At 54.5% G+C, this 13,342-nt stretch carries 11 protein-coding genes and 1 tRNA gene; 11 read left to right on the top strand and 1 reads right to left on the bottom strand.

Annotated elements, in window-relative coordinates; all coding sequences use genetic code 11:
• Window positions 1–418: 418 nt before the first annotated feature.
• Complete coding sequence (locus FOV68_RS15230) at window positions 419–880, bottom strand: FxsA family protein (RefSeq protein WP_010251992.1); 462 nt, start codon at window positions 878–880, stop codon at window positions 419–421.
• Between the two features lie 328 nt (window positions 881–1,208).
• Here FOV68_RS15230 and aspA point away from each other — a divergent pair, with 328 nt between their 5' ends.
• The 11 genes from aspA (at window position 1,209) to FOV68_RS15175 (ending at window position 13,289) form a co-directional block, all read left to right on the top strand.
• Complete coding sequence (gene aspA, locus FOV68_RS15225; protein ID WP_010251996.1) at window positions 1,209–2,645, top strand: aspartate ammonia-lyase; 1,437 nt, start codon at window positions 1,209–1,211, stop codon at window positions 2,643–2,645.
• Window positions 2,646–2,756: 111 nt separating this feature from the next.
• Window positions 2,757–4,058, top strand: a complete 1,302-nt coding sequence (locus tag FOV68_RS15220) for an anaerobic C4-dicarboxylate transporter (RefSeq protein ID WP_064704940.1) — start codon at window positions 2,757–2,759, stop codon at window positions 4,056–4,058.
• A 64-nt stretch (window positions 4,059–4,122) separates the two neighbouring features.
• Complete coding sequence (cutA, locus tag FOV68_RS15215) at window positions 4,123–4,437, top strand: divalent cation tolerance protein CutA (RefSeq protein WP_031591988.1); 315 nt, start codon at window positions 4,123–4,125, stop codon at window positions 4,435–4,437.
• Window positions 4,413–6,116 (top strand): protein-disulfide reductase DsbD, encoded by a 1,704-nt coding sequence (locus FOV68_RS15210; RefSeq protein ID WP_143991153.1) that lies wholly within the window; start codon window positions 4,413–4,415, stop codon window positions 6,114–6,116. Before cutA ends, FOV68_RS15210 begins: the two co-directional genes overlap by 25 nt.
• A 63-nt stretch (window positions 6,117–6,179) precedes the next feature.
• Entirely contained in the window at window positions 6,180–6,755 is a 576-nt protein-coding gene (locus FOV68_RS15205; RefSeq protein WP_064704942.1) for a transcriptional regulator, read from the top strand.
• A 107-nt stretch (window positions 6,756–6,862) separates the two neighbouring features.
• A tRNA-Phe gene (locus FOV68_RS15200) sits at window positions 6,863–6,938 on the top strand.
• Window positions 6,939–7,899: 961 nt separating this feature from the next.
• Entirely contained in the window at window positions 7,900–8,484 is a 585-nt protein-coding gene (locus FOV68_RS15195; protein ID WP_143991152.1) for a fimbrial protein, read from the top strand.
• A 53-nt stretch (window positions 8,485–8,537) separates the two neighbouring features.
• Complete coding sequence (locus FOV68_RS15190) at window positions 8,538–9,218, top strand: molecular chaperone (protein ID WP_143991151.1); 681 nt, start codon at window positions 8,538–8,540, stop codon at window positions 9,216–9,218.
• A 20-nt stretch (window positions 9,219–9,238) separates the two neighbouring features.
• On the top strand, window positions 9,239–11,767 hold the full coding sequence (locus FOV68_RS15185) for a fimbria/pilus outer membrane usher protein (protein WP_143991150.1): 2,529 nt from the start codon (window positions 9,239–9,241) through the stop codon (window positions 11,765–11,767).
• On the top strand, window positions 11,758–12,276 hold the full coding sequence (locus FOV68_RS15180) for a fimbrial protein (protein ID WP_143991149.1): 519 nt from the start codon (window positions 11,758–11,760) through the stop codon (window positions 12,274–12,276). The genes FOV68_RS15185 and FOV68_RS15180 overlap by 10 nt, the downstream gene beginning before the upstream one ends.
• Window positions 12,273–13,289 carry a fimbrial protein gene (locus FOV68_RS15175; RefSeq protein WP_031593629.1) on the top strand — a complete coding sequence of 339 codons (1,017 nt, stop codon included), beginning with the start codon at window positions 12,273–12,275 and terminating at the stop codon, window positions 13,287–13,289. Before FOV68_RS15180 ends, FOV68_RS15175 begins: the two co-directional genes overlap by 4 nt.
• The last annotated feature ends 53 nt before the right edge of the window (window positions 13,290–13,342 follow it).

Here is a 13,342-nt window from a genome sequence, read left to right as displayed (position 1 = left end):
GTTGAACACCGGGCTGCATGGCTTCCGGCCTCGTGACCAGAGAGATAGGGCCGCTGCCACCCACTTTCAAGGGGGCGGACAACAAATTTTTTACCCGCGAGTGATAAGTGATGGCTTTTTGAACAGATAATGGGGCAAATAAAAAACGCAACCCGAAGGTTGCGCCAGTGTGCTGACAAACTCATAACAGGATGACCCTGGCAGCAACGACTAAGCTCAGGGCGCAGGAAACAGGATCAGAAGAGGAAAGCGTCCCGCGCCACGGATGGCGCGGGCCGAGCAGTCATGGATGACGATTTTGCGACTTTCCGATCTGACCCTGTTCCCTGTGCGGCTCCGGTCTCACAGTTGACCGGGTCAGTTTTTTCAACAATCTCACGCAACCCGGAGGTTGCGCTTTCAGAGGTGACAGTTGCGGTTAACGATCCTTGTGATCGTCATGATGCTCAAGGCGATCGCTGTCTTTACGCTCGAACTCGCCATCCATGGTGTAGCCGCTGTCTGGTCCGGCTCCCGGTCCCCGCCAGACGCGCAGATGAGGCATCAGCTTCAGCGTCAGATGCTTCTGCACCGGTGGCAGCAGCAGCAGCAGGCCCAGCAGGTCGGTAAAGAAACCAGGCAGCAGCAGCAGGAAACCGGCGATGATCAGCGACACGCTTTTGATCATCTCGTTGGCCGGGCTTTCATTACGTGCCAGCTTCTCCTGCATCAGCATAAAGTTTTTCATGCCCTGATTTTTGACCAGCGAGACGCCGATACACGAGGTGAAGACCACCAGCAGCATGGTAAGCAGCACGCCCATGACGTGTGCAACCTGAATGAAGAGGGAAATCTCAATCCAGGCCAGAACGAAAAAGACTAATAACGGTATCCAGCGCACCGTACTCTCCTGTAAGTAGGGGCTGAACGGCAGCGTGCCGGTCAGCAGAAAGCGTTCATCCTGAGGATGATAAGAAAAGAGATGGGCACCCGCGCCGCCATTTTCAACCGATCCTGTCAAATTTATCCTGCGGGGTTAATTTTGTAACCAACTTCACATATCGTTAACCAGGCTGCAGCATTAAGTGATCTGCATGCGTGCTTTTCATATGCATCAGAATATGATCGCACACGCCCCTATGAAGACGGATAATATGTCGGCACGGGTACACCACGACAAAATAAACACATCCTTTGTGATGGTTAGCGGCAACAACAAGAAGGTTATCATGGCGAACAACATTCGTATCGAAGAAGACCTGTTAGGTATGCGCGAAGTTCCGGCGGATGCCTATTATGGCGTTCATACTCTGCGTGCGATTGAGAATTTTTATATCAGCAACAGCAAAATCAGCGACATACCTGAATTTGTCCGCGGCATGGTGATGGTAAAAAAAGCGGCGGCGATGGCCAACAAAGAGCTGCAGACCATTCCGCGCAACATTGCCGATACCATCATTAAGGCCTGCGACGAAGTGCTCAATAATGGCCGCTGCATGGACCAGTTCCCCGTGGATGTTTATCAGGGCGGTGCCGGGACCTCGGTTAACATGAACACCAATGAAGTGCTGGCGAACATCGGCCTTGAGCTGATGGGCCACCAGAAAGGGGAATATCAGTACCTCAACCCCAACGATCATGTGAACAAATGCCAGTCCACCAACGACGCCTACCCAACCGGTTTCCGCATCGCGGTCTACAGCTCGCTGCTGAAACTGCTTGATGGCATCAGCCAGCTGGCCGAAGGCTTTCAGCACAAAGCCGATGAGTTCCAGACCATCCTGAAAATGGGCCGCACCCAGTTGCAGGATGCCGTGCCGATGACTCTCGGGCAGGAATTTCACGCCTTCAGCGTACTGCTGAATGAAGAGACCAAAAGCATTCTGCGCACCGCGGAACTGCTGCTGGAAGTGAACCTGGGCGCGACCGCCATCGGCACCCGCCTCAATACGCCGGAAGGTTATCAGCACCTGGCGGTACAGCGTCTGGCGGAAGTCAGCAACCTGCCGGTGGTGCCGGCGGAAGATCTGATTGAAGCGACCTCTGACTGTGGCGCCTATGTGATGGTCCATTCATCGCTGAAACGTCTGGCGGTGAAGCTCTCTAAAATCTGTAACGACCTGCGCCTGCTCTCCTCTGGCCCGCGTGCTGGCCTCAATGAAATCAACCTGCCAGAGCTGCAGGCGGGTTCCTCTATCATGCCCGCCAAGGTCAATCCGGTTGTACCGGAGGTGGTAAACCAGGTCTGCTTCAAAGTGATTGGCAACGACATCACCGTGACAATGGCCTCTGAAGCGGGCCAGTTGCAGCTCAACGTGATGGAGCCGGTGATTGGCCAGGCGCTGTTTGAGTCGATCAGCATTCTGACTAACGCCTGCTACAACCTGCTGGAGAAGTGCATCAACGGCATTACCGCCAACCGCGCGGTGTGCGAAGCCTATGTCTTCAACTCGATTGGTATCGTGACTTACCTCAACCCTTACATCGGCCACCACAACGGCGACATCGTCGGCAAAATTTGTGCGGAAACCGGTAAAAGCGTACGTGAGGTGGTGCTGGAGCGCGGCCTGCTGACGGAAAGTGAGCTGGACGATATCTTCTCGGTGCAGAACCTGATGTACCCGGTTTATAAAGCCAAACGTTATACTGATGAAAACGAACAGTAAGGTTTAACCGACGCTGGTTAACAAAAGGCACACCGCGATCAACACGGTGTGCCTTTTTTTTTGTTAAACAGCACACCCGGCTATTACCGGTTTATCTTTCAGGAGTCATTCATGTTTGTGGTTGAGCTGCTTATCGTCTTGATGGCGATCTGGTTGGGCGCACGTCTTGGCGGCATTGGTATCGGGTTCGCAGGCGGAATGGGCGTGCTGATCCTGACGCTGGGATTTGGCATAGCACCCGGCGCTATTCCGTTCGATGTGATTGAAATCATCATGGCGGTGATCGCCGCCATAGCCGCCATGCAGGTGGCGGGCGGGATGGATTATCTGGTGAGCCTGGCGGAACGCCTGCTGCGCCGTCATCCACGCCACGTTACGCTGCTGGCACCGCTGGTGACCTACCTGATGACGCTACTGGCCGGTACCGGACATACCGCGTTCTCAACATTACCGGTGATTGCCGAAGTGGCGAAAGAGCAAGGCGTTCGCCCTTCCCGGCCGCTGTCGATTGCGGTAGTGGCTTCGCAGATCGCGATTACCGCGTCACCCATTTCAGCCGCGGTGGTCTTCTTCGCTACCCTGCTTGAGCCGCGCGGCGTCAGCTATATCACGCTGCTGGCGATTGCCATCCCCTCAACCATGGTGGGCCTCTTCCTGGCGGCTCTGGTGACTAACTTCTTAGGCCGTGAGCTAAAGGATGATGAGGTTTATCAGGCGCGTCTCGCCAAAGGCGAAGTCACGCTGCGTGGCGCCAGCCTCTATCAGGCAAAACCGGGCGCGAAAAAATCGGTGCTGCTGTTTCTGACGGGCATTGTGGCCGTGGTGCTTTATGCCACCGCGACCAGCGCCAGCGTCGGGCTGATCGTCAATCCGCCACTGCCACGCAATGAAGCAATTGTGGTGTTTATGCTGACCATCGCCACGCTGATCAGCCTGACCTGCAAACTCGACACCAGCGAAATTCTCAGCGCCAGCACCTTTAAGTCCGGCATGAGCGCCTGTATCTGCGTGATGGGCGTCGCCTGGCTGGGCGATACCTTTGTGAAGGCACATCTGGCGGAGATTCAGATGCTGGCGGGCGACACGCTGAAAACCTATCCGTGGATGCTGGCGCTGGTGCTGTTTTTCGCCTCGATGCTGCTCTACTCGCAGGCTGCGACCACCAAAGCGCTGATGCCCGCCGCGCTGCTGCTGGGCGTTACGCCGCTTACTGCCATCGCTTCCTTCGCGGCGGTTTCGGCGCTGTTTGTGCTACCGACCTACCCGACCCTGCTGGCCGCCGTAGAGATGGATGACACGGGTTCGACCCGGATTGGCAAGTATGTGTTTAACCACGCCTTTATCATTCCCGGAGTGATCGCCATTGCACTGTCGGTGCTCTCTGGCTTCGTCTTTGGTGGATTGCTGCTTTAGCGCACTCCTCGTGTTACGGATGGAGCGTGCTATCATCGGCGCTCTTTAAAACAGGAGTCACAGGATGAATGCTGTCGTTATCCTCTGCACCGCGCCCGATCAGGCCACGGCGGAGCACCTTGCTGGCTTAGCGCTGGAAGCCAGGCTGGCGGCCTGCGTCACACTGCTGCCGGGCGCCACCTCCTGGTATCTCTGGCAGGGAAAAATGGAGCAGAGTAGCGAAGTCCAGATGCTGCTGAAATGCGACCGCGATCATCAGCAGGCGCTGTGTGATCTGCTCAAAGAAGCTCACCCTTACGATGTGCCCGAACTGCTGGCGCTGCCGGTTCAATATGGAGACAGTGAATACTTGTCATGGCTGCACGCATCTCTCGCTTAATTACGCTTCTGCTGACGCTGTTTATCTGCCTGCAGGCGCACGCTTCACTCTTTTCAAATCCGGCGACCAGTCGCTTTGTGCCGGTTGATCAAGCCTTTACTTTTGACTTCGAGCAGAAGGGCTCGCAGCTCAACCTGCACTGGAAAGTGAAATCGGGTTATTACCTTTATCGCCAGCAGATCCACATCACACCGCAGAACGCGGCCATCGCGCCGTTAACGCTGCCGGCAGGTCAGCCGCATGAAGATGAATTCTTCGGCAAAAGTGAAATCTATCCGCAGGATCTGACGCTGCCGGTGACGCTGCAACAGGCGGCCAGCGGCGCCACGCTCAGTGTGACTTATCAGGGCTGTGCCGCAGCCGGATTCTGTTATCCGCCAGAGACGCGCAGCGTGCCGGTAAGTGCGGTGACCGCCAGCAGCGCACCGCCGCCGGTCAGCGCTCAGCCCGCGCCCGCCAGCCCGCTGCCTTTCTCGCCGCTCTGGGCGCTACTGATTGGTATCGGTGTCGCGTTTACGCCCTGCGTACTGCCGATGTATCCGCTGATCTCCGGCATTATCCTTGGCGGACAGCGCCACTATTCGCTGGGCCGGCTGTTCGCGCTGGCGATGGTCTATGTGCAGGGGATGGCGCTGACCTACACACTGCTGGGACTGGTCGTCGCGGCAGCGGGTCTGCGCTTCCAGGCCGCGTTGCAGCATCCTTATGTGCTGTTCACGCTCTCACTGCTGTTTATTGTGCTGGCGCTGTCGATGTTCGGCCTGTTTACGCTGCAACTGCCCGCCAGCCTGCAAACCCGCCTGACCCTGTGGAGTAATCGTCAGCAGGGTGGCTCGCTGCCCGGCGTCTTCCTGATGGGCGCGCTGGCGGGTTTGATCTGCTCGCCCTGCACCACGGCGCCGCTCAGCGCCATTCTGCTTTACATCGCGCAGAGCGGAAATCTGTGGGCCGGTGCCGGGACGCTGTGGCTTTATGCGGTCGGAATGGGATTACCGCTGATCGCCGTGACCCTGTTTGGTAACCGGCTGCTGCCGAAAAGCGGCCCGTGGATGCAAACCGTTAAAGAGGGCTTTGGCTTTGTCATCCTGGCGCTGCCGGTCTTCCTGCTGGAGCGGGTGCTGGGCGATGCGTGGGGATTGCGACTCTGGAGCCTGCTCGGCGTCGCGTTCTTTGGCTGGGCGTTCAGCGTCAGCCTGCGCGCCAGCAGCGGTAAGTGGCGCATCGTGCAGATTATCATGCTGGCCGCAGCGCTGATCAGCGCACGCCCGTTGCAGGACTGGGCCTTTGGTGGCCCGGCGGCGCAGCAGCAGGCTGTGGCACCGCTGCCGTTCCATACCATCCAGACGCCGCAGCAGCTCGAAAGCGCGCTGCAGCAGGCCCGTGGCCGCATCACCATGGTCGATCTCTACGCTGACTGGTGCGTCGCCTGTAAAGAGTTTGAAAAATATACCTTTAGTGATAGCACCGTGCGCGATAGCCTGAGTCAGGTACAGCTGCTCCAGGCCAACGTCACCGCCAACAACGCCAGTGACAACGCGCTGTTGCAGCATCTTCAGGTGCTGGGCTTACCGACGATTTTGTTCTTTGATGCGCAGGGCCGCGAAATCGCCGGATCGCGCATCACCGGGTTTCTCAATGCCGCCGACTTCCGGGCGCATTTGCAGAAACTTACCCCGTAAACAACACTGGAGTCAGGGCATTGCCCGGTGCATTACCGGGCCTGCATACCAGAGGAGAGTCACTTGCAGCGTGAACAGATACTCGAGCATGCATTGAATGTGCTTGAACAGAACGGCCTCGCCGCCACCCTCTCATTGGAAACCCTGGCGGGTTCCGAATTAACCCGTGACCAGCTTCAGCAGTTCTGGCCCGATCGTGACGCCCTGCTCTACGATGCGCTGCGCTATCACGGGCAGCAGATTGAAACCTGGCGGCGCCAGATCCTGCTGGATGAATCGCTGTCGCCCGACCAGAAGCTGATGGCACGCTATGAGGTCCTGAGTGAGCAGGTCAGCAAAGGACGCTTTCCGGGCTGCCTGTTTATCGCCGCCTGTAGCTTCTACCCGCAGCCCGATCAGCCCATCCATCAACTGGCCGAACAGCAGAAACGCGGCTCATGGCAGTTCACCCACGACATTCTGGTGGAGCAGGCGCTGGATAACCCCAGCATGGTGGCCGATCAGATGGAGCTGATTCTTGAAGGCTGCCTCAGCAAGCTGCTGGTGAAGCGCAATGTGCAGGATGTCGCCACCGCACAGCGGCTGGCGGAGGATGTTTACAGCATCGCGCTGTGCCGTAAAAATGGCGCACTGGCCTGAGGTTTTACCCGCTTTGACTGAAAATCAGGCAATCAGTCACGTTTTCCGGGGTTTTTTAGTGAAAGCCGTTGACGACCCGCGGCCTTTACGGTTTAATGCGCCCCGTTGCCCGAATAGCTCAGTCGGTAGAGCAGGGGATTGAAAATCCCCGTGTCCCTGGTTCGATTCCGGGTTCGGGCACCAAAATTTAAAGAACCCGCCTCTGGCGGGTTTTTGCTTTTGTGGAGCGAACCCGTTATCGAAGGTTCGATACACTCGCCACATCCTGTGCCTCGCCCTGCGGGTCGCGCGAAGCCGCGCGATGCAAAAATGCTCCCGGCATTTTCGGGTTCGGGCACCCTATTTAAAATGAACGGACCTCCACGGAAATCCGTTTTTTTTGCGTCATGTTTATGTCACCTCTACCCTGTTTCGCGCCCTCTTCCGCACAGGTACGCCATTCTGCCGTTGTCCAGCGTCAGGCATGACAGCGACAATCTCTGAACTGCCCCTCAATTCTTCCCCCTCTGCTCGCTTCTCTGAACTTATCAGCTCTGTCAGCGGCCATCCTGGCCTGGATCAGGCGATCACGCTATCTGTCATAGACATTGAGCCTGCTGATTACTCTTTGTCCGGGCCAGCCCCATTTTATCCGATAGTCCGGAATGGTTTTTTTAAATCATTGCAAACGATCTTTTCTGATCTTTATCAAAGCATATGTTGTGGGCAGCAGAGATAACTTACATCTCTTTCATTGCGATAGACGCACACATAATATACGCCTCAAATGAGAATGAAATCATTCTCCACCCTGATAAATATTATTGCATTTATAAATTTCATTATTTTTAGTAAAAATAAAATAACTTATTAACATGGATATCCAATATACAATACTTATTCTTCAATACTTCGCCTGTATAATAAAAAATCACAGGTTATTTTTTCTTAAAAAAATTATAATGCCCCCATCTTATTATTAAGAGGAGGGCATCACCCCGCATACAGCACAACGCCATAAAAAATAATAAAGAAAAAAATAAATTATATATAAAACCTCAACTGCGATATTTTCGTAAATTTACAATAAAAATATTTCTTATATTTATTGTCAGTCGTTATTTACAAAACACAACAAAGCAAACTCAATAATAAAGGTGATCACATGAAATTGGAATTTAATAAAAAAGCCCTTCTGGTATTTGGTGTTTCAGCGCTGTTCCCGGTGGGCTCAGCTATGGCGGCAACAACCAGCGGTGGTTCTGTCAATTTTAACGGAAGCGTTGTGACATCAGCCTGCGCCATCAGCGCCAACAGCGCAAACATTGATGTTGATATGGGTGAAGTGCGTACGGCTACGCTGGCCGCTGCAGGCAGTGAAGCAAGCGTGGCTAAAACGTTTTCTATCGCCCTTGAGGATTGCGCAATTGCGGATACCTCAGCATCGACAGAAGAGACACCTATTGCGGCCACCACTGTCGCAGTGACCTTCTCCGGTACGCCAGACAGTAATGATGCCAACAGCCTGGCAGCAGGTGTAAACGGCGGCGCTGCATCAGCGCAGAATGTGGCCATTCGTCTTTATGACGAGCAGGGCAACATCATGAAACTGGGCGAGGCAGCCACAGCGATTCCACTGCGTAAAGGTGCTAACTCTCTGAACTTCAGCGCTAAATATTATTCGCCAACCGGTGGTGCGACTGCGGGCGATGCCAGTGCAGTTGCCACTTACACCGTAACCTACTCGTAATCATCATGCCCGGTTTAACGACCGGGCATGAATAGACGTTCAGGAGAAAAATAATGCGTTCTTTAAGCTGGGTTTGTCTGGCTGCCACATTGTTTTCATCGGCGGTACACGCTGGTGGAGTGGGGTTAGGGGCGACACGTATGGTCTACTCCGCTGATGCAAAACAATCAACATTGCAGGTCAGAAATACGCACGCACAGGCCTCGTTTTTAATTCAATCCTGGATGGAAAATGCCAGCGGGGAGCGCACGCAGGATTTCGTTATTACGCCGCCGCTTTATGTTTTAAAACCAGCAACGGAAAGCGTGGTGAAGATCATCTCTAATGGTCGATCTCTGCCGCAGGATCGTGAATCGCTGTACTGGATAACGGTTAAGGCTATTCCTCAGCAAACAAAAAATAGTGCAGGTAACTCGCTGCAGTTCGCCTCTGCGAATCGTATTAAGGTATTTTACCGTCCCGCTTCACTTCCGGGTAATGCTAACGAAGCATGGAAAAAAATCACCGGTAAATACAGCGCGGGCAAAGTTGTGCTGCGCAACCCAACGCCCTGGTTCATCACAACGATCAATCTCAACGTTGATGGTAAGGCGGTTAAGCCTGTGATGTTGCCACCTGAATCAAGTACCACGCTGGAGGAGAAGTTCAGCCGGGCTACATCGCTGACTTTTCAGACCATCAATGACTACGGTGCATGGACACCTGTAACCCGCGTCCCGTTGAACCGTAAATAAACTCATTGAGGAATGCTCGCGTGAAAATGAAAATCGTTTGTGCGGTGGTGGCTTTCCATGCCATGCGGTATACCGCAGCCGCGGAGAGCGATTTACACTTTAACCCCGCCTTCCTTAATGGCGAGAGCGCGTCAGTGGCTGATTTATCCTGGGTTAATACAGGCAGTGCCTTACCGCCAGGCGAATATAATATCAACGTCTATATCAACAAGAATTATGCCTTCACGGGCAACGTCATCTTTGCGGTGGATAAATCCAGCGGGCAGGAGGTCACTGCAGCCTGTCTGACGGCCAGCCAGCTTGATGCGCTTGGCGTCGACATGGCACAGGCAGAGGGTGTCAGCCTGCCGCTGGCAAAACAGTGCTATTTCCTCAGCACACTGTTTCCCGGCAGCAGCGCGGACTATGAGCCGCAAACCCTCACGCTCAACATCACTGTACCGCAGAGCAGGATGCGTAATCTGCCACGCGGCTACGTCAGTCCGGAAAACTGGGAACATGGCATTCATGCCGGGTGGCTGAACTATGTCATTAACGGCTCGAATAATACCTATAAAGGTGAAAACAAAACCCGCGATCAACAGCTGTTTGCCAGTCTGAACAGCGGCATAAACATTGGCGCATGGCGACTGCGCGACTATACCACCTGGACCAAAGACACGAATGAGCTGAACCATGTACAGACCTGGTTGCAGCGCGATGTTCCGGCGCTGGGCGCACAGCTTTATGCCGGAGAAACTTACACCTCATCTCAGGTGTTTGACTCCGTCGGTGTCCGCGGGCTGGCGCTTAAAACGGATGACAACATGCTGCCTGCAAGCCTGAGCGGTTACGCGCCCGAAGTTCGGGGGATTGCGCGCAGCAATGCTATCGTCACCGTACGACAGAACGGCAATGTTATTTATCAAACCAGCGTATCGCCCGGGCCATTTGTGCTCAGCGATCTCTATCCCACGTCTTCGGGGGGTGATCTCTCTGTCACTATCAGGGAGAGCGATGGCTACGAAACTCAGTTCAATGTGCCTTTCGCCAGCGTGCCTAATCTGGTCCGCAGCGGCCAGGTTAAATATGCCCTCAGTGCGGGTAAATTCCAGCCGGTCAATAATCAGGCTGCGCCGACATTTGCCCAGGGTGAACTCTTTTATGGCTGGCGATATGGACTGACCTTTTATGGTGGCGCTCAGCTTTCCGAGCGTTATCGCGGGGTTGCAGTGGGCATCGGTCAGAACCTGGGCCGCCTGGGAGCCTATTCACTGGATGTTACCCATGCCCGGAGCCAGCTTGCAGATGATAAGCGCTATACGGGCGACTCCGTACGCCTGCGCTACAGCAAACTGCTCAACGACATCGGGACACGCGTAAATTTCTATTCGCTGCGTTACTCCACGCAAGGGTTCTATAACCTCAGCGATACGGCTTATAAAAGAATGAGCGGTGGCAGACCAGAACAGGTCGTGGAAGCGGACGGCACTGTCACCACCCGCTATGAAAATCTCTACGACCTTCGGATGTCACGCAAGGCCAGAAACCAGCTGCAGCTCTCGCAGCCGATGGACGAATATGGCTCTCTGTCGCTCTCCTGGGATCAGCAAACCTACTGGCATACGTCGAAAACGACACAGGGGATTCAGTTTGCATGGAATACGACATTCCGAACTGCCTCGCTGGGCGTGAGCTTCCAGCGCAGTACCAGTCTGTATGATGACAGTAAAGATAACATTCTGGCCTTGTCGCTCTCGATACCCTTTGGCGATCCCAAAAATTCGACACGCGCACGTTTTTCCACCACTCAGGGGAAATCAGCAGGAACAACCTACAGCGGTGGCGTCAGTGGTTATGTGCCTGGAAAAGACGAGCTTTATTACAGCGTAAATCAGCGCTACAACGCACAGAAACAGTATGGCGGCGATGCTGCACTGCAATATAAAGACCATCGGGGCCAGTACAACCTGGGTTACAGCTACGGGCGTGATGCCCGGAATCTCAGCTATGGCATCAGCGGTGGTGCCGTTTTACACGAAGATGGTTTGACGCTGAGCCAGCCGCTGGGCAATACCAATATTCTGATCAAAGCACCCGGAGCCAGCGAGGTTGCGGTTCTTAATCACCGCAGCATTAAAACCGACAGCCGGGGTTATGCCGTCATCCCCTACGCCACGCCCTACCGCGTTAATCGGGTCGGCCTCGACGCCACGACCGCAGGCAGTGATGTGGAACTCGATAATGCCATCATCAGCAAAACACCAACCGACGGCGCGCTGGTGCGAGCCACTATCACTACGCAACAGGGTGCAAAAGCGATGTTTGTCTTACGCCAGAACGGCAAGGAATTACCTTTTGGTACCGTCGTCGCGTTAGCAGACAGCGAGGTCAGCAGCATTGTGGGTGATGGTGGCAGCATCTATTTATCGGGTCTGCCGTTGAAAGGTACGCTTAACGCGGTCTGGGGAAAAGATAACGCGGCCCGTTGTTCTGTTCGCTATCAGCTCAATAAGCAGGATTTTAACGCCCGCACGGGCCTCTATTCTCTGGAGGGAGCATGTCAGTAACAACCCGCCTGGTATGCATCGTACTTCTGTTCGCCTGCACATGGCCGGTGCGGGGTTACGATGTGCTGGTTTCGGTAAAGGGTAATCTGATCGCCAATACGTGCGTCGTTGCCGCCGACTCGCTGGAGAAAAATGTCTCCCTTGGCGACATCGGTACCAGACAATTAAGTAAAGCGGGTGCGGTAAGCAATATTAAATCTCCGTTCACGCTCACGCTGGAAGCGTGTGGCCCCACCTTTTCTGGCGTAAAGATCCGCTTTAGCGGCACGCCGGATGATATTGATCCGCAACTGATTAAAGTGGCAGAGGGCGGAGCGACAGGCGTGGCAGTGCAAATCCTCGACAAAGATGGCGCGCTTGTCCCACTCGATACCCAGACAACCGCCTATGGTGTGAAGGGGAGTGACAGCGTGCAGATGAATTTTTATGCCCGATTAATCGCCACAACTGCCGAGGTTAATGCTGGCAACGTTTCAGCCATCGCCACCTGGACTACGGAGTATCAATGATGCGTAATTTACTGTTGCTTGCCTGTTTTCTTGCCTCGGCCAGCGCGCTGGCTATGGACTGGAAATCAGACATTACGCTCTCACCCCAGCCAATGGAATATTCCGGACCAGCAGACTCCGTGATGCCCGGTGACATTATTGGTTCAACCTGGAGTGCGACAGTGGACGTACAGGAAGTGTTCTGGTGCGGATGGGTATGGGTCTGTGAAAAGGGTACGCTTGAGCCCTCTCCATCGGCTATATCCAGCGGCATGGCGGTCACCGTTGATGGTGTAAATTACACAATTTTCGAAACGGGTATACCGGGTATTGGCTACATCATCGGGCTAAAAGATTTTAACGGATCGGAGTATATGCCGTTACAAACGGGCATCACGCAGAGCTATCCGGCTCCAGGCACGAGTGGCCGTGCCACAAATCTGGGCTGGTCAGCGAAAGTGACCTTTATTAAAACGGGAACCGCGTTGAAATCGGGCCTGTACACAACGCCAGCCATCCATGCGGCTATTCTGACGGCCTACAATAATGAAACGAAAACAGCGCAGGTCATTATCAACCCCACCACCATCACGGTGGCCGCCAGCGGCTGTACGGTCAACACCAAAAGTGCGAACGTCGATCTGGGCACGCTGGATATCCGCACACTTTCAACCGTGGGCAGCACCTCACCTTCGGGGACGTTCAACGTCACGCTCACCTGTGATCAGAACATCGCGGTGAATGCGGTCATGACCGACCAGACAACCCCGTCAAACAGTTCATCGGTTGTGACGCTGACGGGCGACTCTACCGCGTCGGGCGTGGGCGTACAGTTTTTCTATAACGGTATAGGTCCCCTGAGCATGGGCCCGGACAGTACGGCTGATGGCACGCTCAATCAGTTCTTTATCCAGACAACCTCATCGGCAAACCAGGTATTGTCACTGCCCTTCCAGGCGCAGTATATCCGTACGGGCGATCTGGTACCCGGAACGGCTAATGCACTGGCGAGTATTACGTTTTCCTATCAGTAATAGATCCACCTTCTGAGCAGACCGACCAGGCAAGGCTGGCTCTCTGAGCCAGA

The organism is Pantoea sp. paga, from assembly GCF_007558755.1.
Lineage (GTDB): Bacteria > Pseudomonadota > Gammaproteobacteria > Enterobacterales > Enterobacteriaceae > Pantoea > Pantoea agglomerans.
The sequence above is the reverse complement of the archived record's forward strand: the minus strand, read 5'-3'. Positions and strand labels throughout refer to the sequence as shown.